This window comes from Streptomyces gobitricini, assembly GCF_039532985.1.
Taxonomy (GTDB): Bacteria; Actinomycetota; Actinomycetes; order Streptomycetales; family Streptomycetaceae; genus Streptomyces; species Streptomyces gobitricini.
This window is the reverse complement of record NZ_BAAASR010000049.1, coordinates 178,021-200,411: the sequence shown is the minus strand read 5'-3', so window position 1 is coordinate 200,411 and position 22,391 is coordinate 178,021. Positions and strand designations below refer to the sequence as shown.

General features: G+C 71.9%; 21 protein-coding genes and 5 tRNA genes. 19 read left to right on the top strand and 7 right to left on the bottom strand.

The window, feature by feature from the left end; translation table 11 throughout:
* Positions 1 to 7 precede the first annotated feature (7 nt).
* Positions 8 to 3,697: a sensor histidine kinase gene (locus ABD347_RS29300; protein WP_344366849.1), complete on the bottom strand. Its 3,690-nt coding sequence runs from the start codon at positions 3,695 to 3,697 to the stop codon at positions 8 to 10.
* A 586-nt stretch (positions 3,698 to 4,283) separates the two neighbouring features.
* Here ABD347_RS29300 and ABD347_RS29295 point away from each other — a divergent pair.
* The 9 genes from ABD347_RS29295 to ABD347_RS29255 all read left to right on the top strand — a co-directional run bounded on the left by ABD347_RS29295 (position 4,284) and on the right by ABD347_RS29255 (position 8,574).
* On the top strand, positions 4,284 to 4,466 hold the full coding sequence (locus ABD347_RS29295) for a hypothetical protein (RefSeq protein ID WP_344366847.1): 183 nt from the start codon (positions 4,284 to 4,286) through the stop codon (positions 4,464 to 4,466).
* Between the two features lie 79 nt (positions 4,467 to 4,545).
* A complete protein-coding gene (locus ABD347_RS29290) occupies positions 4,546 to 5,334 on the top strand; it encodes a fumarylacetoacetate hydrolase family protein (RefSeq protein ID WP_344366845.1) in 789 nt (262 codons plus the stop codon).
* Positions 5,327 to 6,799, top strand: coding sequence for a glutamate--tRNA ligase (gltX, locus tag ABD347_RS29285; protein ID WP_344366843.1), 1,473 nt, complete (start codon positions 5,327 to 5,329; stop codon positions 6,797 to 6,799). The genes ABD347_RS29290 and gltX overlap by 8 nt, the downstream gene beginning before the upstream one ends.
* A 468-nt stretch (positions 6,800 to 7,267) precedes the next feature.
* Positions 7,268 to 7,987 carry an HAD family hydrolase gene (locus ABD347_RS29280; protein ID WP_344366842.1) on the top strand — a complete coding sequence of 240 codons (720 nt, stop codon included), beginning with the start codon at positions 7,268 to 7,270 and terminating at the stop codon, positions 7,985 to 7,987.
* Positions 7,988 to 8,076: 89 nt separating this feature from the next.
* Positions 8,077 to 8,148: transfer RNA gene (locus ABD347_RS29275), tRNA-Gln, on the top strand.
* Positions 8,149 to 8,187: 39 nt separating this feature from the next.
* Positions 8,188 to 8,260, top strand: a tRNA-Glu gene (locus tag ABD347_RS29270).
* A gap of 60 nt (positions 8,261 to 8,320) precedes the next feature.
* Positions 8,321 to 8,393, top strand: a tRNA-Glu gene (locus ABD347_RS29265).
* Positions 8,394 to 8,409: 16 nt separating this feature from the next.
* Positions 8,410 to 8,481, top strand: a tRNA-Gln gene (locus tag ABD347_RS29260).
* A 20-nt stretch (positions 8,482 to 8,501) separates the two neighbouring features.
* Positions 8,502 to 8,574 (top strand) — tRNA-Glu (locus ABD347_RS29255).
* A gap of 137 nt (positions 8,575 to 8,711) precedes the next feature.
* On the opposite strand, the gene ndgR is transcribed toward ABD347_RS29255, so the two are convergent.
* Positions 8,712 to 9,428: an IclR family transcriptional regulator NdgR gene (ndgR, locus tag ABD347_RS29250; protein ID WP_017947593.1), complete on the bottom strand. Its 717-nt coding sequence runs from the start codon at positions 9,426 to 9,428 to the stop codon at positions 8,712 to 8,714.
* A 188-nt stretch (positions 9,429 to 9,616) separates the two neighbouring features.
* On the opposite strand from ndgR, the gene leuC reads away from it, so the two are divergent.
* The 4 genes from leuC to ABD347_RS29230 all read left to right on the top strand — a co-directional run bounded on the left by leuC (position 9,617) and on the right by ABD347_RS29230 (position 13,084).
* Positions 9,617 to 11,041 (top strand): 3-isopropylmalate dehydratase large subunit, encoded by a 1,425-nt coding sequence (gene leuC, locus ABD347_RS29245; protein WP_344366839.1) that lies wholly within the window; start codon positions 9,617 to 9,619, stop codon positions 11,039 to 11,041.
* 6 nt (positions 11,042 to 11,047) lie between these two features.
* On the top strand, positions 11,048 to 11,641 hold the full coding sequence (leuD, locus tag ABD347_RS29240; protein ID WP_344366837.1) for a 3-isopropylmalate dehydratase small subunit: 594 nt from the start codon (positions 11,048 to 11,050) through the stop codon (positions 11,639 to 11,641).
* Between the two features lie 388 nt (positions 11,642 to 12,029).
* On the top strand, positions 12,030 to 12,257 hold the full coding sequence (locus ABD347_RS29235; protein WP_344366835.1) for an SCO5555 family protein: 228 nt from the start codon (positions 12,030 to 12,032) through the stop codon (positions 12,255 to 12,257).
* A 140-nt stretch (positions 12,258 to 12,397) separates the two neighbouring features.
* Positions 12,398 to 13,084 carry an HU family DNA-binding protein gene (locus ABD347_RS29230; RefSeq protein WP_344366833.1) on the top strand — a complete coding sequence of 229 codons (687 nt, stop codon included), beginning with the start codon at positions 12,398 to 12,400 and terminating at the stop codon, positions 13,082 to 13,084.
* 86 nt (positions 13,085 to 13,170) lie between these two features.
* Here the strand turns inward: ABD347_RS29230 and ABD347_RS29225 are convergent, their stop codons facing one another.
* Both ABD347_RS29225 and cofC read right to left on the bottom strand, forming a co-directional pair.
* Positions 13,171 to 13,374, bottom strand: coding sequence for a hypothetical protein (locus ABD347_RS29225; protein ID WP_344366831.1), 204 nt, complete (start codon positions 13,372 to 13,374; stop codon positions 13,171 to 13,173).
* A 10-nt stretch (positions 13,375 to 13,384) separates the two neighbouring features.
* Entirely contained in the window at positions 13,385 to 14,023 is a 639-nt protein-coding gene (cofC, locus tag ABD347_RS29220) for a 2-phospho-L-lactate guanylyltransferase (protein ID WP_344366920.1), read from the bottom strand.
* Positions 14,024 to 14,296: 273 nt separating this feature from the next.
* Here cofC and ABD347_RS29215 point away from each other — a divergent pair, with 273 nt between their 5' ends.
* The 3 genes from ABD347_RS29215 (at position 14,297) to ABD347_RS29205 (ending at position 17,297) form a co-directional block, all read left to right on the top strand.
* Positions 14,297 to 15,049, top strand: a complete 753-nt coding sequence (locus ABD347_RS29215; RefSeq protein WP_344366829.1) for a lysophospholipid acyltransferase family protein — start codon at positions 14,297 to 14,299, stop codon at positions 15,047 to 15,049.
* On the top strand, positions 15,046 to 16,083 hold the full coding sequence (locus ABD347_RS29210) for an NAD(P)H-dependent glycerol-3-phosphate dehydrogenase (RefSeq protein ID WP_344366827.1): 1,038 nt from the start codon (positions 15,046 to 15,048) through the stop codon (positions 16,081 to 16,083). Before ABD347_RS29215 ends, ABD347_RS29210 begins: the two co-directional genes overlap by 4 nt.
* Before the next feature lie 65 nt (positions 16,084 to 16,148).
* Positions 16,149 to 17,297, top strand: a complete 1,149-nt coding sequence (locus ABD347_RS29205) for a D-alanine--D-alanine ligase family protein (protein ID WP_344366825.1) — start codon at positions 16,149 to 16,151, stop codon at positions 17,295 to 17,297.
* 115 nt (positions 17,298 to 17,412) lie between these two features.
* On the opposite strand, the gene ABD347_RS29200 is transcribed toward ABD347_RS29205, so the two are convergent.
* A complete protein-coding gene (locus tag ABD347_RS29200) occupies positions 17,413 to 17,904 on the bottom strand; it encodes a DUF3515 domain-containing protein (protein ID WP_344366823.1) in 492 nt (163 codons plus the stop codon).
* Between the two features lie 20 nt (positions 17,905 to 17,924).
* On the bottom strand, positions 17,925 to 18,158 hold the full coding sequence (locus ABD347_RS29195; protein WP_028802415.1) for an Lrp/AsnC family transcriptional regulator: 234 nt from the start codon (positions 18,156 to 18,158) through the stop codon (positions 17,925 to 17,927).
* A gap of 203 nt (positions 18,159 to 18,361) precedes the next feature.
* Between ABD347_RS29195 and ABD347_RS29190 the strand changes: the two genes are divergently transcribed.
* Together ABD347_RS29190 and thiD are read left to right on the top strand one after the other, a co-directional pair.
* Positions 18,362 to 19,324, top strand: a complete 963-nt coding sequence (locus ABD347_RS29190; RefSeq protein ID WP_344366821.1) for a thiamine-phosphate kinase — start codon at positions 18,362 to 18,364, stop codon at positions 19,322 to 19,324.
* Between the two features lie 20 nt (positions 19,325 to 19,344).
* Complete coding sequence (gene thiD, locus ABD347_RS29185) at positions 19,345 to 20,127, top strand: bifunctional hydroxymethylpyrimidine kinase/phosphomethylpyrimidine kinase (RefSeq protein ID WP_344366918.1); 783 nt, start codon at positions 19,345 to 19,347, stop codon at positions 20,125 to 20,127.
* Between the two features lie 221 nt (positions 20,128 to 20,348).
* On the opposite strand, the gene rpmB is transcribed toward thiD, so the two are convergent.
* Positions 20,349 to 20,534, bottom strand: coding sequence for a 50S ribosomal protein L28 (gene rpmB, locus ABD347_RS29180; RefSeq protein WP_064070327.1), 186 nt, complete (start codon positions 20,532 to 20,534; stop codon positions 20,349 to 20,351).
* A gap of 241 nt (positions 20,535 to 20,775) precedes the next feature.
* On the opposite strand from rpmB, the gene ABD347_RS29175 reads away from it, so the two are divergent.
* Positions 20,776 to 22,365: a DAK2 domain-containing protein gene (locus ABD347_RS29175; RefSeq protein WP_344366819.1), complete on the top strand. Its 1,590-nt coding sequence runs from the start codon at positions 20,776 to 20,778 to the stop codon at positions 22,363 to 22,365.
* The last annotated feature ends 26 nt before the right edge of the window (positions 22,366 to 22,391 follow it).

Here is a 22,391-nt window from a genome sequence, read left to right as displayed (position 1 = left end):
GTCTCAACTAACGCTCCTGCTGGTGTGTGGGGCCGATATGGAAACCGCCCGTGGTGGAGCTGCCTGCCTGACGCCCCTGCTGGATGCCGCGGCGGAGGTTGGTCAGGCGGCCGCGTACGTCATCAGGCGCACGCGAGACCTGCGGACCGGACTGGTGGGCCGACTCCTGCGCGGTCCCCGGCACCAGATTGGCGCGCGGGACCCGGCGGGGAAGGCCGGAGGTGGTGACGCCGCCGGCGGCGGGCTTGCGGACCCGCTCGGCCTGGCGCACCAGCTCGTCGTTGGGGGAGGTGCGCCACGTCCCGGTCGTGGCGGCCGGGTCGGTGCCCTGGCCACCAGCGACACCCTGGCCGGCGCCCTGGCCGTCGCGGCGGGGCGGCAGCGACGGTGCGGGCCGCGTGGGCGTCGGCCGCGTGGACCGCGGCGCCGCCTGCTGCGGTACGGCCGGGGTCGGCATGGTCTGGTCGTGGACCGGGTACTGGGACCCGTCGTCGCGCGGCCGCTCCTGCTGCTGGTGCGGCTGCTGGGTCTGACCGTTCTGGTGGAACCAGTTGGTCTCCAGCGTGTCGTACAGCGGAGTACGGCCGTCCCCGGCGCCGGTCGCGGGCGGCAGCGCCTCGGGCTGCTGCGGGCGCCCGGCGCTGTGGTCCGGGCGCGCGAACTGCTCCGTGGACGCGGGGTCCTGACGGTCGGCCGACGGGCGGGCGTACTGCCCGGTGGCCTCCGGCTCCTCGTGGCCGCGCGGCACGTCCGCGCCCCAGCTGGTGGTCTGCGGGCGCTGGGGGCGCTGCTGCGCGGGCTGCTGCTGGACCGGCTGCTGCGGCTGCTGTCGGCGCGGCGGCTGCTGGTGCTGCGACTGCTGGGCGGCGCCGGGGAGTTCGGCGCGCGGACCGCCGGAGGGCGGCAGTTGCTGCTTGCCGGACCGGGGCCCCTGCTCGGAGGGGCCGTTCTGCCAGACGTCCGAACGGGTCGGGATGCCGTTGTCCCGCGTACCCCGGCCACCGCCGGGACCGCCGAAGGCGTCCGCGACACCGGCACCCTGACGCTGCGGGTCCTGCTGGTGCTGGGGCTGCGGCTGTCCGGCCGGAGCCCCCTGGCCCTGTCCCTGGCCGGGCCGGCCATGACGACCCGGCTGACCGCCCTGCGGTCCGCCCGGCCGCGCGGCCGCGTCGTCCCGGCCGGGCAGCGCGGGCCGGGGCCCGGCTCCCGTGCCGACCTGGCCACGCGCACCACCGGCACCGGCGCCCGCGCCGAGACCACTCCGGCCCGCGGGCGCACCCGCCGGACCTCCCGGACCGCCCGCGCCACCGGGGCCGCCGGCCAGACCGGGCCGGGAGCCACCGGCCGCGCCGGGTCCACCGGTCAGCCGGCCACCGGAGCCTGCCGGGCCCTGCGGCATGGCGCCCTGACCGCCGGGACCGCCCTGGCCGGGCTTGCCGGGCAGCTTCTTGCCGCCCTGGGCGACGTCCACCGGGAGCATGACCAGCGCGGTCGTACCGCCCGAGTCGGAGGGGCGCAGCTGGATGCGGATGCCGTGTCGCAGGGACAGGCGGCCGACCACGAACAGACCCATGCGCCGGGACACCGACACGTCCACGGTGGGCGGCGACGCGAGGCGCTCGTTGATCGCGGCCAGGTCCTCGGGGGACAGGCCGATTCCGGTGTCGTGGATCTCGACGAGCACCCGCCCGTCGGGCAGCGCGTGACCGGTGACACGCACCTTGGTCTGCGGCGACGAGAACGACGTGGCGTTCTCCAGCAGCTCGGCGAGCAGGTGCACGAGGTCGTTGACGACGCGGCCCGCGACCTCGGTCGCCGGTACGGAGGCGAGCTCGATGCGCTCGTACTGCTCCACCTCGGAGGCGGCGGCACGGAGCACGTCGACGAGCGGGACGGGCCGGGTCCACCGGCGCCCCGGCTCCTCACCGGCGAGGACCAGCAGGTTCTCACCGTTACGGCGCATACGGGTGGCGAGGTGGTCCAGCTTGAACAGGGAGGACAGCTGGTCCGGGTCGGCCTCGCGGGACTCGAGCTCGGAGATCAGCGACAGCTGCCGCTGGATGAGGCCCTGGGAGCGGCGCGAGAGGTTGGTGAACATCGCGTTGACGTTGCCCCGCAGCAGGGCCTGCTCGGCGGCGAGGCGGACCGCCTCGCGGTGCACGTCGTCGAAGGCCGCGGCCACCTGGCCGATCTCGTCCCGGGAGTACACGCCCACCGACTCCACGGACGTGTCGACGTCCTGCGGGTCGGCCTCGGACAGCTGCTTGACCAGCTCGGGCAGTCGCTCCTGGGCGACCCTGGTGGCCGTGTCCTGGAGCCGCCGCAGCGACCGGATCATGGAGCGGGCCACCACGAAGGCGCCGACCAGCGAGACACCGAGCACGAGCAGGATCAGCGCACCGTTGATGATCGCGTCGCGCTGCTCCTCCTGGCGCAGCTCACGGGCGGTGGTGTCCATGTCGCCCAGCAGGGACGCCTCGATGGTGTCCATCACCTGGATCTTGGTGGTGTAGGCGTCGGTCCAGTCCAGGTAGTTCCGCGCGTCCTGCTGCTTCATCCCCTCGTTGTTGCGCAGCACGAGGTCCGCGTAGTTGTCGGCCTGGGCGATGGAGGGGTTGTTCGGGCCGAGGGGGGCCAGCAGCTCCGTCGGGTCTCCGCCCAGCGAGCTGTAGATGCGCTCGAAGGACTCCCGCGCCACCCTCTCGTTCTCCCGGGCGGCCGCGCCGTACTCGCGGTCGTTGGGGTCCATCGACCGCTTTTCCTGGCTGGTCGCGGGCAGGGCGGCGGCGATGATCGCACGCTGGATGGAGGCGTACTCCTTGGCGGACGAGAACGCGGCGAGCGCGCGGGTCCGCTTGATCATCTCGGGGTTGCTGGTCGCCTGCGCCATGTCCTGGGACAGGGTGAGCAGCGAGTTGATCAGGCGGTTGTAGCGTTCGACGGTCTGGAAGTCCTGCGAGCTGTCCTTGTACGCGCCGCTGCGGATGTTGCCGAGGGTCAGGACCTGCCTGGCGATCGACGACACGTTGGCGTGGATGCTCTGCAGGGCCTCGTCGCCCTGTGTGTCACCGATGTCGTTGGTGGCGTCGAGGAAGGCGTCCCGCATCCGGTCGGCCTTCTTCTGCCGCTCGGTGATCTTGAGGTTGTTGGGGGCGACGCCGTTGGACAGGGGGCCGGCCGTCAGGTCGCGCTCCTCCTGGAGCGCGCGGGCGAGGTTGGTCGCCTCCTGGGTCAGCTTGGTGAGCAGCTGCATGTGATCCAGCTGCTCCATGTCGTTCATGGACTCGTTGATACGGATGCCGCCCAGGGTGGTCGCGGCGACCACGGGGAGGGCGAGCAGCGAGACCAGACGCGTGCTGATGCGCCAGTTGCGCAGGGCTATTCGCGAGCCGACGTCGGTGGGGCTCTTGTCCGACGGCGCGGCCTTCGCGGCCTTCGTGCCCTTGCCGCCCTTTCCGCCCTTGCCCGTCCTGGACCTGCCGGGCTCCGCGGACGCGGCGTCGCCGCCCTGTCCGGTGCCCGGGCGTCCCGCACGGTCACCACCGTCGCCGGCTGCGGCCGGACCCGGGGCCTGGGTGTGCTGGGGGGAGGAGCCGCGGTCGGTCCCGCCGAGCGGCTCGTGCTCCGCAGCAGCTTCCCCTCGGCCCTGGCGGGCCTGGGGAGACCCGTTGCCATCCCTCTTGAAACGTCCCTGCACTAGCGTCGCAACCTCTGGACCAGGCGTCCCGCCGCGCGAACGGACAGGACGGTGTCGGCGTCGTGGAGCGCGAGCGCGCTCCAGTGGTGGTCGTGAGTGACCGGCGCAGATCCCCCTTTCTCACCGCCGCCCGGCGCTGTGTTGCGCCCCAGCGCGCCGGTCTGGAATCGCGGCGGTGCCTGGAATTCCAGCACAGTGCCGGATCTCCAACAAGGCCGACGGGTCGCACCCGCAAGGGGGTCACGCCACGTGAGGGGTGGATCACCGGCCGTAGGAACGAATCAGGGAGGAATCGGATGTTCGCGTACGAGTCGCTGGTGGGACCCCGGGGGGTGGGGGGTGTCCCAGTCGCGATGATCAGCAGCGGAATGCTGCATTCAGGTACGCAATGTCCGGTTGATGGACCCCTGCCGTCCGTCCGGTATGTCTGGATTGACGGCAGCTGCGTGAGCAAACTCACATATAGATCGTTGTCATCTACCGCCATTGGCGGGGAATCCCATGTTTAGCCTGACGCTTTACGAAGAAGAAGAAACCGTCAACCAGGCGCGACGACGCCGCCCGAACCCCGAGGTCGACACCACCGATGAAGACGACGATGACCATGCGCAGCATCGCCAACCCCCGCCGCACCACCCTGATGCACCTGGCCGACGCCGGTCAGCTGGACCAGGGGGCGCGCCCGGAGCAGTCGGTCGTCCTCCCCGCCAGCACCGCAAACCCGCGCCGTACGACCCTGATGGACGCCCCCGCCCCCGCCGGGCGCTGACCCGGCGAGCCGGGTGCGCCGACCGCGTTAGCCTGGAGCGTCAGACTTCAGCCAGCGGAAGTAAGGGGCACGGCATCCCGTGCGCATCGCCAGGTTCTCCATCGACGGCAACGTCGCCTTCGGCGCGGTCGAGGGCGGCACCGCCCCCGGCGAAGAGGGCGCCCTCGTCCTCGACATCATCAAGGGTATTCCGTACGCCGACTTCGAACTCAGCGGGACCAAGGTCCCGCTGAGCAAGGTCCGGCTGCTGCCGCCCGTCCTGCCCAACAAGGTCGTGGCCATCGCCCGCAACTACGCGGAGCACGCCGCGGAGCTCGGCAACGAGGTCCCGGACGCGCCCGTGACGTTCTTCAAGCCCACCACCTCGGTGATCGGCTCCGGCGACGCCATCGAGTACCCCTCCTTCTCGAACGAGCTGCACCACGAGGCGGAACTCGCCGTGGTGATCGGCCGGATGTGCCGCGAGGTCCCGCGCGAGCGCGTCAAGGACGTCATCCTCGGCTACACCTGCGCCAACGACGTATCGGCCCGGGACGCGCAGCGGCACGAGAAGCAGTGGGCGCGCGCCAAGGGCTTCGACACCTCCTGCCCGCTGGGCCCCTGGGTGGAGACCGAGCTCGACCCCGCCGACGTCACGATCCAGTGCACGGTCAACGGCGAGCAGCGCCAGCTGGGCCGTACGAGCGACATGATCCGCTCCGTGGAGGACCTGGTCGTCCACATCACCGAGGCCATGACGCTGCTCCCGGGCGATGTGATCCTCACCGGAACCCCGGCCGGAGTCGGACCGCTCAACGTCGGCGACGAGGTCGCCGTCACCATCGAAGGCATCGGCACTCTCACCAACAAGGTGATCAAGCGTGGCTAACGCGATCCGCGTACGTTTCTGTCCCTCGCCGACCGGCAACCCCCACGTGGGTCTGGTCCGCACCGCCCTGTTCAACTGGGCCTTCGCCCGGCACAACCAGGGCACCATGGTCTTCCGCATCGAGGACACCGACGCGGCCCGCGACTCGGAGGAGTCCTACCAGCAGCTCCTCGACTCGCTGCGCTGGCTCGGCCTCGACTGGGACGAGGGCCCCGAGGTCGGCGGTCCGCACGCCCCGTACCGCCAGTCGCAGCGCATGGACATCTACCGGGACGTCGCCGGCAAACTGCTGGCCGGCGGCTACGCGTACCGCTGCTACTGCACCGCCACCGAGCTCGACGAGCGCCGCGAGGCCGCCCGCGCCGCCGGCCGGCCCTCCGGCTACGACGGGAAGTGCCGCGACCTGACCGCCGAGCAGAGGACGGCGTACGAGGCGGAGGGCCGCGAGTCGATCGTCCGTTTCCGGATGCCCGACGAGCCCATCACCTTCACCGACCTGGTCCGCGGCGAGCTCACCTTCACTCCGGACAACGTCCCCGACTACGGCATCGTCCGTGCCAACGGCGCCCCCCTCTACACGCTCGTCAACCCCGTCGACGACGCGCTGATGGAGATCACGCACGTCCTGCGCGGCGAGGACCTGCTGTCCTCCACCCCGCGCCAGATCGCCCTCTACAAGGCGCTGATCGAGCTGGGCGTGGCCAAGGTCATCCCCGCCTTCGGCCACCTGCCCTACGTCATGGGCGAGGGCAACAAGAAGCTCTCCAAGCGCGACCCGCAGGCCTCCCTCAACCTCTACCGGGAGCGCGGCTTCCTCCCGGAGGGCCTGCTCAACTACCTGTCCCTGCTCGGCTGGTCCTTCTCCGCCGACCAGGACGTCTTCACCATCCCCGAGATGATCGCGAAGTTCGACGTCGCGGACGTCAACGCCAACCCGGCCCGCTTCGACCTCAAGAAGGCCGAGGCGATCAACGCCGACCACATCCGCATGCTGGACGTGAAGGCGTTCGCCGCCGCCTGCGAGCCGTGGCTGAGGGCCCCGCACGCCCCATGGGCGCCGGAGGACTTCGACCAGGCGGCCTGGGAGGCCATCGCCCCGCACGCCCAGACCCGCCTGACCGTCCTCTCCGACATCACGGCCAATGTCGACTTCCTGTTCCTCAAGGAGCCGGTCGAGGACGAGGCGTCCTGGCAGAAGGCCATGAAGGAGGGCTCCGACGCCCTGCTGCGCACGGCCCGCGCCAAGCTGGAGGCCGCGGACTGGACCAGCCCCGAGTCGCTGAAGAACGCGGTCCTCGCCGCCGGCGAGGAGCACGGGCTGAAGCTCGGCAAGGCCCAGGCCCCCGTCCGCGTCGCGGTCACCGGCCGCACGGTCGGCCTGCCGCTCTTCGAGTCCCTGGAGATCCTGGGCAAGGAGCGCACCCTGGCCCGCGTCGACGCCGCGCTGGCGAAGCTCGCGGCGTAGCGCCCGGCGTACGCGGGAGGGGGCGGCGGCCACGACGGCCGCCGCCCCCTCCCGCGTGGGCGGCGGCGGCCGAGTGCTCCGCCCGCCTCCCGGCTCTCGTCGGCGGCGCGCTCCTCGCGTGCGGGGGCGGACGCCGCCACCGGCCGTCACCGGGGCGCCGCGTACGACGGGCCTTCCCGGACCGCCGGGCCTTCCCCGACCGCCGGGCCTTCGCCGACTGCCGGGTCCCGGACCGCCGGGCCGGCGACGGCCCCTGCCGGGACGCGTCCGGCGCGGGCGACGGCCCCCGCCCCGGTCCCCACGCCGTCTCCGCCCCCGGCCACAACCTGATCACTCATGCCCGGCCGTCGATGACGGCCGGCCCCACGAGGGCGGGCCGCGACGCCTCGGGCCGTGTGACGTGCCTCGTCACCGACTTCTTCGTCGTACCGGACGAGCCGGAGGCGGCGGCCACGTAGGCTCGGGGCCATGCCGATCCGCGCGATCCTGTGGGACATCGACGACACGATCTTCGACTACGCGAGCGCCGACCGCGCGGGCATGCTGTGCCATCTGCGGGCCGAGGGCCTGGCCGACGCGTACGACTCCGTCGACGGTGCCCTGACCCGCTGGAAGGAGCTCACGGCCCTCCACTGGCGCCGCTTCGAGGCCGGTGGCGTGGGCTTCGAGGAGCAGCGGCGCGACCGGGTGCGGGACTTCCTGGGGGCCGGGCTGACCGATGACGAGGCGGACGCCTGGTTCCAGCGGTACCTGAAGCACTACGAGGCCGCCTGGGAGCTCTTCCCCGACACCCTGCCCGTCCTGGAGCTGCTGGCCGCCGACTACCGGCACGCCGCCCTGTCGAACTCCTCCGTCCACAACCAGGAGCGCAAGCTGCGTGTCCTGGGCGTACGGGACCGGTTCGAGGTGCTGCTCTGCGCCGCCGAGCTGGGGGTGGCCAAGCCCGACCCGGCGGCCTTCCACGCCGCCTGCGACGCCCTCCGGCTGCGCCCGGCGGACGTCGCGTACGTCGGTGACCAGCCGGACATCGACGCCCGGGGCGCCGTCGAGGCGGGGCTCACCGGCATCTGGCTGGACCGGGCCGGGACGGGCGGCAGGCCCGAGCTGACCAGGATCACGGGGCTCGACCAGCTGCCGGGGCTGCTGCGCGGCGATACCCGTTTTGGAGCCCCGGACTCCTTCGGGTAATGTTCTTCCTGCGCCGAGGGGAGCAGGCCGAAAGGCCGGAACCCGGAAGCGCAACCCGAACAAAATCCCCATCGGGGGTTGCGTTTTGGTGGCCTATGGTGTAATTGGCAGCACGACTGATTCTGGTTCAGTTAGTCTAGGTTCGAGTCCTGGTAGGCCAGCTCGCAGAGCTTATCTGCGTCGCGGATCTCTTCCGCAAAGCCCCCGTTGTGTAGCGGCCTAGCACGCCGCCCTCTCAAGGCGGTAGCGCCGGTTCGAATCCGGTCGGGGGTACAGATCCTTCCCGCGAGATCGTCTGGGTCGCACCCATGATCTCGATGCAGGATCGCTAGGGCCCCCGTTGTGTAGCGGCCTAGCACGCCGCCCTCTCAAGGCGGTAGCGCCGGTTCGAATCCGGTCGGGGGTACTGGTCTAAACCACCATGGGCTATGGTGTAATTGGCAGCACGAGTGATTCTGGTTCATTTAGTCTAGGTTCGAGTCCTGGTAGCCCAGCGCGTCGCATCAGGATGCATGCCCCCGTTGTGTAGCGGCCTAGCACGCCGCCCTCTCAAGGCGGTAGCGCCGGTTCGAATCCGGTCGGGGGTACGTACGGAAGAAGCCCTCCCCAGCAGGGGAGGGCTTCTTCCTGTTCGGGAGCGGAGGCCGGGCCGGGGAGAGACAACTCCGGCCAACCGCTGCGGCGTTGAAGCGGTGGGCCGGTAGTCGGCAGCGGGAACGGGGAATCAGCCGGAGCGCCGCAGCGCGTCCGACAGCCGGGCGGCGGCGTCGATGACCGCCTGGGCGTGCATCCGTCCGGGGTGGCGGGTCAGGCGCTCGATCGGTCCCGAGACCGACACGGCGGCCACCACGCGGTTGGACGGGCCCCGCACGGGCGCGGAGACCGAGGCCACGCCCGGCTCGCGCTCACCGATCGACTGGGCCCAGCCGCGGCGCCGTACGCCCGACAGCGCCGTCGCCGTGAAGCGGGCCCCCTGAAGGCCCCGGTGCAGCCGCTCCGGCTCCTCCCAGGCCATCAGGATCTGGGCCGACGAGCCGGCCTTCATGGTGAGCGTGGAGCCGACCGGCACGGTGTCCCGCAGGCCGGACAGCCGCTCGGCCGCGGCGACGCAGATGCGCATGTCGCCCTGGCGCCGGTAGAGCTGCGCGCTCTCGCCGGTGACGTCACGCAGATGTGTCAGTACCGGTCCGGCCGTGGCCAGCAGGCGGTCCTCGCCGGCCGCGGCGGCGAGCTCCGCCAGCCGCGGGCCCAGGATGAACCGGCCCTGCATGTCCCTCGCCACCATCCGGTGGTGTTCCAGTGCCACGGCAAGGCGATGTGCCGTGGGTCGTGCGAGCCCTGTCGCCGCGACCAGCCCGGCGAGGGTGGCCGGACCGGACTCCAGGGCGCTCAATACCAGAGCTGCCTTGTCGAGAACGCCGACGCCGCTAGAGTTGTCCATGCAACGATATTCACGTCTCACTCTGTGAAACGCAAGTTCAATTTCTCCAGGAACTTGCCACCCTGTACGTACGACCCGACGACCATCGGGTCCGATGTCGACGTCCAGCACGTGCAACGTGGGTTCACGGGCGTGGGCCCACTGATCTCTAGAGGTGCCGGCACACCACGCCGGCCGGAGGGAAAGCGATGGGTAGGACTCTCGCGGAGAAGGTCTGGGACGATCATGTCGTCCGGCGCGCCGAAGGCGAGCCCGATCTCCTCTTCATCGATCTGCACCTGCTGCACGAGGTGACCAGCCCCCAGGCCTTCGACGGCCTGCGCAAGAGCGGCCGGCAGGTGCGGCGCCTCGACCTCACCATCGCGACCGAGGACCACAACACCCCCACCCTCGACATCGACAAGCCGATCGCCGACCCGGTCTCCCGGGTACAGCTGGAGACGCTGCGCAAGAACTGCGCCGACTTCGGTGTCCGCCTGCACCCGCTGGGCGACGTCGAGCAGGGCGTCGTCCACGTCGTGGGACCGCAGCTGGGCCTGACCCAGCCCGGTACGACCGTGGTCTGCGGTGACTCCCACACCTCCACGCACGGCGCCTTCGGCGCGCTCGCCTTCGGCATCGGCACCTCCCAGGTCGAGCACGTCCTGGCCACCCAGACGCTCCCCATGGCCCGCCCCAAGACCATGGCGATCACGGTCGACGGCGAGCTGCCCGAGGACGTCACCGCCAAGGACCTCATCCTGGCGATCATCGCGAAGATCGGTACGGGCGGCGGCCAGGGATACGTCCTGGAGTACCGCGGTTCCGCCATCGAGAAACTCTCGATGGAAGCCCGCATGACCATCTGCAACATGTCGATCGAGGCCGGTGCCCGCGCGGGCATGATCGCCCCCGACCAGACCACCTTCGACTACCTCGAGGGCCGCGCCCACGCGCCCGAGGGCGAGGACTGGGACGCGGCGGTCGCCTACTGGAAGACCCTGAGGACGGACGAGGACGCGGTCTTCGACGCCGAGGTCGTCATCGACGCCTCCGAGCTGGCCCCCTTCGTCACCTGGGGCACCAACCCCGGCCAGGGGGCGCCGCTTTCGGCGTCCGTCCCCGACCCGGCTTCGTACGAAGACGCTTCGGAGCGCATGGCCGCCGAGAACGCCCTGAAGTACATGGGGCTGGCCGCCGGGCAGCCGCTGCGCGACATCAAGGTCGACACCGTCTTCGTGGGCTCCTGCACCAACGGCCGCATCGAGGACCTGCGCTCCGCCGCCGGCATCCTGGACGGCCGCAAAGTCGCCGACGGCGTACGGATGCTGGTCGTGCCGGGCTCGGTCCGCGTCGCCCTGCAGGCGGTCGAGGAGGGCCTGGACAAGGTCTTCAAGGAGGCCGGGGCCGAATGGCGGCACGCCGGCTGCTCGATGTGCCTGGGCATGAACCCCGACCAACTCGCCCCCGGCGAGCGTTCCGCCTCCACCTCCAACCGCAACTTCGAGGGCAGGCAGGGCAAGGGCGGCCGCACCCACCTGGTGTCGCCCCAGGTCGCCGCCGCCACCGCGGTGCTGGGCCATCTGGCCTCGCCCGCCGACCTGTCCGAAGCCCCCGCGACCGCCGGAGTCTGAGCAACCATGGAAGCTTTCACCACCCACACCGGCCGGGCCGTCCCGCTGCGCCGCAGCAACGTCGACACCGACCAGATCATCCCGGCCCACTGGCTGAAGAAGGTCACCCGCGACGGCTTCGAGGACGGCCTGTTCGAGGCCTGGCGCAAGGACCCCGAGTTCGTCCTCAACCGCCCCGAGCGGCAGGGCGCCACGGTCCTGGTCGCGGGCCCCGACTTCGGCACCGGCTCCTCGCGCGAGCACGCCGTATGGGCGCTGCAGAACTACGGCTTCAAAGCCGTCATCTCCTCCCGCTTCGCCGACATCTTCCGCGGCAACTCGCTGAAGAACGGCCTGCTCACCGTCGTGCTCGACCAGCGGGTCGTGGACGCGCTGTGGGAGCTGACCGAGGCCGACCCGCAGGCGGAGATCACCGTCGACCTCGAGGCGCGTGAGGTCCGTGCCGAGGGCATCACCGCCGCCTTCGAGCTCGACGAGAACGCCCGCTGGCGGCTGCTCAACGGCCTGGACGACATCAGCATCACCCTCCAGAACGAGGCGGACATCGCCGCGTACGAGGCGAAGCGCCCCTCCTACAAGCCGCGCACCCTCCAGATCTGAGCCCTCAGCCACCCCGCGCGTCACCCTCCGGTGCCCCCGGCCGATCCACGGCCGGGGGCACCGTCGTATGTGCCGGCGGCCCGGATTCCCGAGGGGCACTCAACTCCGCCGCGCGAACCGTGGAGACGATGGCCGAAAGTGTCCTTGCCCACCGGATGGCGGGGCCTTCGGGGGGCCATCCGGCTGATGCCGTCGCCCTGTCCCCGTGCGCCGTCCCCAAGCCCCCGGACGGTAGGGAAACAGGCCTCAACACCGCTACATCAAGGGGGAATTGCTGGGTAGGCGCCGATCGGCAGGAGTGCCGGCCGACCGGCCGTGAAATGCCGCCGGAGCAGGCCAGTTACCCCCTACGGAGGCGACAACTCGCCCCAGATGGCACAATCGGCGCATGGAACGCGACAGCCAACTCCAGCTCTATCAGGCCGTCGCAGCCCGACTGAAAGAAGCGCACACCCGAGTGCGCGAACTGCAAGTCCCGGAGGGCGTAAGGATGGCGCTGTCCCGGAAGCTGCTGGCTGTCACGGCCGTGGCGAAGCACGATCTCGCAGGCGCGGCAAGGCGGCTCGACCGGTTGATGAAGGACCTCGATGAGGGCCGATTCCCTGAAGGGGACTGACACTCGAACTCCGCGGCGGCCGACTTCATTGCGGCACTAGGGTGATTAGCCCGTTTCGTGTTTGATTTGCGGTATATATCTGCCTAACGTGCGAAAAGCTTGAACACTTTCGTTCCGGCAATGTCTCCGAAGGGGAAGACGTGAACAAGGCGCAGCTCGTAGAAGCGATTGCCGACAAGATGGGCGGCCGCCAGCAGGCCGCCGATGCCGTCGACGCGGTACTCGACGCGATCGTCCGTGCCGTGGTGGCCGGTGACCGTGTCTCGGTCACCGGCTTCGGCTCGTTCGAGAAGGTCGACCGTCCGGCCCGTTACGCCCGTAACCCGCAGACCGGTGAGCGCGTACGGGTCAAGAAGACCTCCGTTCCGCGCTTCCGTGCCGGTCAGGGCTTCAAGGACCTGGTCAGCGGCTCGAAGAAGCTCCCGAAGGGCGGCGAGGTCGCCGTCAAGAAGGCGCCCAAGGGCAGCCTTTCGGGCCCGCCGCCCACCATCGCCAAGGCCGCGGGCAAGAAGGCGGCCGCCAAGAAGACCTCGGCCGCCGCCGCGAAGAAGGCGACGACCGCGAAGAAGGCCACCCCGGCCAAGAAGACCTCGGCCGCCGCCACGAAGAAGGCGACGACCGCGAAGAAGACCGCGCCGGCCAAGAAGACCTCGGCCACCGCCGCGAAGAAGGCCACGCCGGCCAAGAAGACCACCACCGCGGCGGCGAAGAAGACCACCGCGAAGAAGACCGCGCCGGCGAAGAAGGCCACGGCGAAGAAGGCGCCCGCCAAGAAGACCACGGCGCGCAAGACCACCGCCAAGAAGACCGCCTCGCGCAGCAAGTAAGCGGCACGAGGCCCCAGGGCCACTCACACGCCGGGCCGGGCTCCCGAGAGGGAGCCCGGCCCGCGGTGCGCCGGGGACGCCGGGGGTCAGAACGTCTGGAGCGTCACCAGGGTGATGCGCAGGGCGTCGCCCTGTCCTTCGGTCTCGATCCGGACCCGCTGCCCCGGCCGCAGCAACCGGAGGCCGCCCGCGTCGAAGGCCGCGGCGGGAAAGTCCACCGGGGTGCCGTCGTCGAGCAGCACACTCCCGCTGCGGGAATCCGGGTCGTACGTGTACGCGGTCGCCTGCATGAACGGCAGCTTATCCGGCCGCCCCGCCGGCCGCGCGGACGTCCACCGCCCACCGCTCGGCCGTGCGCGGCCCCACTCCCAGCTCCACGGCGGCCCGCAGGTCGTCACCGGTGTCCACGTCCTGCCGCACCGAGCGGACGCCGTCCAGCCGGATTTCCGCCGCGCCCGACAACAAATGCCGGCGCCGCGACGCGCCGCCGAAAGCGGGACGCAATTCCACCCCGGGTGCCGCCGACAGCAATGTCGTACCGATTTCTGCGGCATCCGGGAGAAAAGCCCGCGGGAATTCCGCGGCGACGGCCAGCACCCGTGAGAGTTCCGCCGGCCGCAGTGCCGGAAGGTCGGCGTTCAGGGTCGCGACGGGGGCGCCGGGACGCCGCGCGCGCACCGCCCGCGCGCCATGCGCCAGTGCGGCGTTCAGACCCGCGGCCGGACGGTCCGGCACGATCCTCGCCCCCAGCGCGCCGAGCGTGAGCGCCGCCACCGGGTCGTCCGTGACGACGGACACATCCCGCACCGCGCGGCTGGCCAGCGCCGCCGCCACCGTGTCCTGCGCGAAGGCCAGCGCCAGCCGTGGCCGCGCGAGAGGGCCCGCGTGCCCGGCGAGCCTGCTCTTGGCCAGGGCGAGGGGCTTCAGGGGAACGACCAGGGACCAGGAGCCGGTCGGGTCCGCGTTCGTGGCGTGCTCTCCTTTCCGTACGACGGCCGTGCCGAGGACATCGCCGGGGCCGCTCCGGGGCCGCCGCGACGACACCGCCGCGGCGGGGCGGGGTGCCGTGCCCGCCCGGCCCCATTGTGGCGCGGCACCGGCGCGACCCGGAGCGGAGGTCTCCGGGGCGGGGCGTACGGTGTTCTCGACAGACCAGGGGGCCGGGGCGACACTTGACCCCCGGCGAGCCCAGTCCCAGAGGAGGGTGTCCGAGTGTCCCGCCGCAGAATCGGCTTCTGGTACCGCCTTGCGGCGGTCATCGCAAAACCACCGCTGGTGGTTCTGTTCAAGCGGGACTGGCGGGGAACGGAGCACATTCCGGTCGACGGCGGATTCATCACCGCGGTCAACCACAACTCGTATCTCGACCCTCTGTCGTACGCGCACTACCAGTACAACACGGGACGGGTCCCGCGCTTTCTGGCGAAAGCGGCCCTGTTCAAGGGCTCGTTCGTCGGAATGATGCTGCGCGGCACCGGGCAGATCCCCGTCTACCGGGAGACCACCGACGCGCTGGACGCCTTCCGCGCGGCCGTCGCCGCCATCGAGCGGGGCGAGTGCGTCGCCTTCTACCCCGAGGGCACCCTCACCCGCGACCCCGACATGTGGCCCATGGCGGGCAAGACCGGCGCCGCCCGCGTCGCCCTGCTCACCAAGGCGCCGGTCATTCCGGTCGCCCAGTGGGGCGCCAACCTGGCGATGCCGCCGTACGCCAAGGAGGACAAGATCCGCCTCTTCCCGCGCAAGACCCTGATCGTGCAGGCCGGCCCTCCCGTCGACCTCAGCCGGTTCTACGACACGGAACCCACGCCCGAGGTGCTGCGCGAGGCGACCGAGGACATCATGGCCGCGATCACCTCCCTTCTGGAGGAGGTCCGGGGCGAGAAGGCCCCCGCCACACCGTACGACCACCGCATGGCCCGCCTGGAACAGCGGCGCAAGGCCGCAGGGGAGGAAGCGAAGTGACACGCCCCGACACGGCGGGCCGGGCGGCCCGGCCCGTCAAGGCAGCCGTATTCGGCACCGGATCCTGGGGGACGGCCTTCGGCATGGTGCTCGCCGACGCGGGCTGCGAGGTGACCCTCTGGGGCCGCCGCCAGGAGGTCGCCGACGCCATCAACACCACCCGTACCAACCCCGACTACTTCCCCGGCACCCGGCTGCCCGAGTCGGTACGCGCCACCACCGACCCCGCCGAGGCCGCGCACGACGCCGACTTCACCGTGCTCGCCATCCCCTCACAGACGCTCCGCGGCAACCTCGCCGAGTGGGCGCCGAAGCTGGCCGCGGGCACGGTCCTGGTCTCCCTGATGAAGGGGATCGAACTGGGCACCGCCAAGCGGATGAGCGAGGTCGTCCAGGAGGTCGCCGGGGTACCCGGGAGCCGCGTCGCCGTGGTCACCGGTCCCAACCTCGCCAAGGAGATCGTCGCCCGCATGCCCGCCGCGGCCGTCGTGGCCTGCCGGGACGAGGCCGTCGCCCAGCGGCTCCAGGCCGCCTGCCACACCCCGTACTTCCGCCCGTACACCAACACCGACGTCGTCGGCTGCGAGCTGGGCGGCGCCGTGAAGAACGTCATCGGGCTGGCCGTCGGCATCGCGGACGGCATGGGCCTCGGCGACAACGCCAAGGGCTCGCTCATCACGCGCGGACTGGCCGAAACCACCCGGCTCGGCCTCGCGATGGGCGCCGACCCGCTGACGTTCTCCGGGCTCGCCGGCCTCGGCGACCTGGTCGCCACCTGTTCCTCGCCGCTCTCCCGCAACCACACCTTCGGCACCAACCTCGGCAGGGGCATGACCCTCCAGGAGACCATCGCGGTCACCAAGCAGACCGCCGAGGGCGTCAAGTCCTGTGAGTCGGTACTCGATCTGGCCCGCCGGCACGGCGTCGACATGCCCATCACGGAGACCGTCGTCGGCATCGTCCACGAGGGCAAGCCGCCGATGGTGGCGCTCAAGGAGCTGATGTCGCGCGCCGCGAAGCCCGAGCGGCGCTGACCACCGGACAGGCGGGCCACACGGTCGCTGACGCCACCGGAGCGAGCAGGTACGCTCATCGCGATATGAGCAGCGAGAACCTCCCCACCAGCACTGGGCGCAAGCCGCGCGTGGCCGTCGTCTTCGGCGGCCGCAGCTCCGAGCACGCCATCTCCGTCGTCACGGCCGGCGCCGTCCTGCGCGCCATCGACCGGGACAAGTACGACGTGCTGCCCATCGGCATCACGACCGACGGCCGCTGGGCGCTGACCGTCGACGAACCGGAGCGGATGGCCATCGCCGACCGCGCGCTGCCGACCGTCGACGACCTCACCGAGTCCGACGAGGGCGGCGTCGTCCTGTCCGTCGACCCCGGCAACCGCGAGGTCGTCTACACCGAGCCCGGCGCGGTCCCCAAGGTGCTGGGCGACGTCGACGTGGTCTTCCCCATGCTGCACGGCCCCTACGGCGAGGACGGCACCCTCCAGGGCCTCCTGGAGCTCGCCGGCGTGCCCTACGTGGGCGCCGGTGTGCTCTCCTCGGCCGTCGGCCAGGACAAGGAGTACATGAAGCGCGTCTTCGTCTCCTTCGGTCTGCCGGTCGGACCGTACGAGGTGATCCGCCCCCGCGAGTGGGAACAGAATCCTTCCGCCGCCCGGGAGAGGATCGTGGGCTTCGCCGCCGAGCACGGCTGGCCGCTCTTCGTGAAGCCGGCGCGTGGCGGCTCCTCGATGGGCATCACCAAGGTCGACGACCTCTCCGGACTGGAGGACGCGATCGAGGAGGCCCGGCGCCACGACCCCAAGGTCATCGTGGAGTCACTGCTCAGCGGCCGCGAGATCGAGTGCGGCGTGCTGGAGTTCGAGGACGGTCCGCGCGCGTCCGTACCGGCCTGGATCCCGCCCGTCACCGACCACGACTTCTACGACTTCGAGGCCAAGTACATCGACTCGGCCTCCGGTGTCGTCCCCGCCCCGATCACCCCGGAGCAGACCGCCGAGATCCAGCGGCTGGCCGTCGCCGCGTTCGAGGCGGCGTCCTGCGAGGGCCTGGTCCGCGCGGACTTCTTCCTCACCGACGACGGCGAGTTCGTCATCAACGAGATCAACACGATGCCGGGCTTCACCCCGATCTCCATGTACCCGCGCATGTGGCAGGAGAGCGGCGTCGGCTACTCCGAGCTCGTCGACCGGCTCATCCAGGCCGCGCTGCGCCGCCCGACCGGGCTGCGCTGAACCCGGCCGGGCCGCGCCGGCACCGGCGGGGCCGCGCCGACCCGTGGGGCCGCCGCCCCCTGCCGGGGCGGCGCGGGGGCGCGGCAGGGCCCGGGGGAGACCGTGAAGGCGCCCCCTAGAGGCTCGGGGGGACCGTCTTCTTCACTGCGGGGGCGATGTCCATGAGCGGGGTGGCGTCGTGCGCGAACCGCTCGTCCAGCGACACCTCCACGTACGTCTTGCGGTACGTGGAGGTGAAGCGGGGTCCGTCGCCCTCGCGCAGCTCCGTCAGCCACTCCACACCGCCGACCTCGGCGCCCAGTGATTCCGCGTCGCTCATCGCGGGGGGCCGGGGGACACCGCAGCGCAGTACGATCGCCCCGTCCCCCCAACCGGCGGTCAGATCGGAACGCGGCTCCGGATCACTCCGGCCGAGTCCCGCGACGGTCTCCGGGAGCTCCTTGTACAGCGCGCCGCAGAGAGCGGCCTCTTCCGACGGCGGACCGGGAACCGTGACGGATGCCTGCGCGTCCGTCGAGGAGCAGCCCGCGGCCGCCGACAGGGCAGCGGCGGCCACGACGGCGACGGGCAGGGCGGACAGGCGGCGAAGCCGGTGCGAAGACGTCACCGGCCCAGGGTAGACGGGGGCTACAGGTGTACGACCGGGCAGGTCAGGGTCCGTGTGATCCCGTCCACTTGCTGGACCTTGGCGACCACCATGCGGCCGAGCTCGTCGACCGTGTCGGCCTGGGCTCGCACGATCACGTCGTACGGACCCGTGACGTCCTCGGCCTGGATCACCCCCGGGATCTTGGAGATGGTCTCGGCGACGGTCGACGCCTTGCCCACCTCGGTCTGAATGAGGATGTACGCCTGTACCACGGAACCTCCAGGGCGGCCACGAGGATCTTGTGGGGAAGAAAGGGACGCCACGGTACCGCGTCGTCGCGGGCGGCGGGGAGACCCGCGCGGCCGGTGGCGTGCGAGGCCGCCGCACGAAGCACCGAGTTGACGGTCTACTTGACGGTACCTACAGCAGTGACGGGTCGCGACCGCAACCGCACTGGGGCAGAAGGGGCACAGCGATGAAGGGCACTGTCGGCGAGTTGGGGGAGTTCGGGCTGATCAGGGAGCTCACCTCCCGGCTCACCTCCACCCCGGCGGTACGGGTCGGGCCCGGCGACGACGCCGCGGTCGTGGCCGCACCCGACCGGCGCGTGGTGGCCAGCACGGACATCCTGCTGGAGGGACGGCACTTCCGCCGCGACTGGTCCACCGCGTACGACGTCGGCCGCAAGGCCGCCGCGCAGAACCTCGCGGACATCGCCGCCATGGGCGCCGTCCCCACCGCACTGCTGCTCGGCCTGGTCGTCCCCGCCGAACTCCCGGTCACCTGGCCCACGGAGCTGATGGACGGCCTGCGCGACGAGTGCCAGGTCGCGGGCGCGGCCGTGGTCGGCGGCGACGTCGTACGCGGCGACACGATCACCGTGGCCATCACCGCGCTGGGCGACCTGCGCAACCACGAACCGGTCACCCGGGGCGGGGCGCAGCCCGGTGACGTGGTCGCGTACACCGGCTGGCTGGGCTGGTCGGCGGCCGGGTACGCGGTCCTCTCGCGCGGGTTCCGTTCGCCGCGCGCCTTCGTGGAGGCCCACCGGCGGCCCGAACCGCCCTACCACGCGGGCCCCGCGGCCGCCGGGCTGGGCGCGACCGCCATGTGCGACGTCAGCGACGGGCTGATCGCCGACCTCGGGCACATCGCCGAGGCCAGCAAGGTCCGTATCGACCTGCGCTCCGGACTCATCGACATCCCGACCCAGATGAACGACATCGGGCAGGCCGTCGGCGTCGACCCCATGCAGTGGGTCCTCACCGGGGGCGAGGACCACGCGATCGTCGCGACCTTCCCGCCGGACGTGAAGCTCCCCGCCCGCTGGAAGGTCATCGGCGAGGTGCTCAACCCCTCCGCCCTGCCCCAGGTGACCGTCGACGGCGCCCCCTGGCACACCCAGGGCGGCTGGGACCACTTCGGGGAGGGCGAGTGAGCGCCCGCGTGACGCCCCGCGTGCTGCCGAACGTCCTGACCGTCGCCGGATCCGACTCCGGCGGCGGCGCGGGCGTCCAGGCCGACCTGAAGACCATGCTGGCGCTCGGCGTCCACGGCATGAGCGTGGTCACCGCCGTCACCGCGCAGAACTCGCTGGGCGTCCAGGGTGCCTGGGAGCTGCCCGTGGAGGCGGTACGGGCCCAGTACCGCAGCGTCGTCGACGACATCGGCGTACAGGCCGTGAAGACCGGCATGCTGGCGTCGGCGCCGCTCGTGGAGGCGGTCGCCGAGCTGCTGGCCGGGACGGACGCGCCCGTGGTCGTCGACCCCGTCGGGGTGTCCAAGCACGGCGACGCGCTCCTGGCGGCCTCCGCGCTCGACTCCGTGCGCCGGCTGCTGCTGCCGGTGGCCACCGTGGCGACGCCGAACCTGGACGAGGTGGCACAGCTCACCGGCGTGCAGGTGGAGTCCGAGGCCGATCTGCGGCGGGCCGCCGCAGCGGTGCTGGAGTACGGGCCGCGCTGGGCGCTCATCAAGGGCGGGCACCTGGCGGGGGACGCGGTGGACCTGCTGACGGACGGCACGCGGGAGCACTGGCTGCGCGCCCCCCGCCACGACAACCGGCACACCCACGGGACGGGCTGCACGCTCGCCTCGGCGGTCGCGGCGGGCCTCGGCAAGGGCCTCGCCGTCCCGGAGGCCGTACGCGAGGCCAAGGAGTACGTGACCGGGGCGATCGAGGCCGGGTTCGCCCTGGGCGGCGGGATCGGCCCGGTGGACCACGGCTGGCGCTTCCGCTAGCCCGCCGCCGCTCCCGTCAGCGGGCTCCCGCGGGCGGGAGCGGGCCGGTGGCCGGTGTCACGGGCGGCGGCTCCCGGTACGTCCGCAGGGCGGGAACGGCCCCATGGAGGCGGGGCGTGGTCCCGCGGGCGGAGGCGGGCACGGCGAGAAGCCGGCCCACCGAGGTGGACCGGCTTCCAAGGCAACCGCAGAGGCTGCGCTACGACGAAACGTCGTCGGCGTTAGCGCGAGACCTTGCCGGCCTTGATGCACGAGGTGCAGGCGTTGAGCCGCTTCGGCGTCCCACTGACCACGGCACGCACGCGCTGGATGTTCGGGTTCCAGCGACGGGACGTACGGCGGTGCGAGTGCGAGATGTTGTTGCCGAAGCCCGGCCCCTTGCCGCAGACGTCGCAGTTGGCAGCCACGGGTCACTCCAAAGACTTCAGATGCACTTACAGTGAAATCCGGCGAGCCGGAATCAGATCGGGTGACTGAAGTGGCGTTGCCGGGGGAATGGCCCGACTTTCATCGGGCAACCGGAGCAGCATACAACGACTGTCCCGGTGCAACGAAACTACCACGGTTCGCCCGGCCCCCGCCCAGGGCTCCCGTCCCGCCCGGGGTCTACGCTGCGGTGCAGTCAGCGCTGCTCGAGGAGGACACCAGGTGCCGCAGACCCTGCCGCAGGCGCTCGATCCCGCAGTGGTCCGTAGCTGGTGCTCCCTGGCGCTGGAGGCGCTCGGCCGGGAGCGCGAGGAGATCGACTCGATCAACGTCTACCCGGTCGCGGACGGGGACACCGGCACCAACCTCTACCTGACGGTCGAGTCCGCCTCCCAGGCGGTGGAGGCCGTCTTCGCCGCGATCACGGCCCCCGACTTCGCCGACACCGTCCGCGCCATGGCGCACGGCGCCCTCCTCGGCGCCCGCGGGAACTCCGGCACCATCCTGTCCCAGCTGCTGCGCGGCATGAGCGAGGTGCTCGCAGAAGGCCGTGACGGGGACCACCTGGCCAGGGCGTTGCGCAGGGCGTCCGTGTCCGCCCGGGAAGCGGTCGCCCACCCCGTCGAGGGCACGATCCTGAGCGTCGCCGCGGCGGCCGCGTCCGCCGCGGCCGGGGGCGACGACGTCGCGGCGGTCGCCCGCGCCGCGTACGCCGGAGCCCGGGCGGCCCTGGAGGCCACACCCACCCAGCTCGCCGTCCTGGAGCGGGCCGGCGTGGTCGACGCGGGCGGACGCGGGCTCGTCACGGTGCTGGGCGCGCTGGTGCAGGCGGTGTCGGGGCAGGCGCCCGCGCGGGCACCGCGAGCCCCCCGTGGCGCGGCGCCCGTCGTCGAGCCCTGCCCGGAGGCCGGGCCCGCCTACGAGGTCATCTACCTGCTGGAGGCCGACCACGCGGCCGTGACCCGGCTCCGCCACCGGCTCGACGCGCTCGGCGACTCCCTGGTCGTGGTGGGCGGCGACGGACTGTGGAACGTCCACGTGCACGTGGACGACCCCGGCGCGGCCGTGGAGGCGGGCATCGAGGCCGGGCGCCCGCACCGGATCCGGATCACGCACTTCGGTACGGAGGTACCGGCGCCCGAGGAACGCGCGGGGCGCGCCGTCGTGGCCGTCCTGCCCGGCGAGGGGCTCGCCCACCTGTGCGCCGAGGCGGGCGCGACGACGGTGCTGGCCCGCCCCGGCGAGCCGCCGGCCAGCGGGGAGCTGGTCGACGCCATCCGGCGCGCCCACGCGCGGGAGGTCGTCCTGCTGCCGAACGACGCCGCGCTGCGGCACACCGCGGCGGCCGCGGCGGAACAGGCCAGGGCGGAAGGCATCCGGGTGGCCCTCGTCCCCACGCGCGCCGCCGTCCAGGGCATCGCCGCCCTCGCCGTCCACGAACCGGACCGGCGCTTCGACGAGGACGTCGTCGCCATGACCGCGGCGGCGGGCGCCACGCGCTACGGCGAACTGGCCGTGGCCGAGCGCCAGTCGTTCACCTCGGCGGGCGTCTGCCAGGCCGGTGACGTCCTCGGCCTGATCGACGGGGACATCGCCGTGATCGGTCACGACGTGGCGGCCACGGCCGTGACGGTCCTGGACCGGATGGTCTCGGCGGGCGGTGAACTGGTCACGCTGGTCCTCGCCGAGGACGCCCCGGAGGGCCTGGCGGCCCGCCTGGAGGCCCACGTACGCGAGACCCACCTCGCGGTGGACACGGTCGTCTACGCCGGAGGCCCGCAGGCGCCGCTGCTGCTGATCGGCGTCGAGTAACCGGGCACGCCCCGCGCGGGGACCGG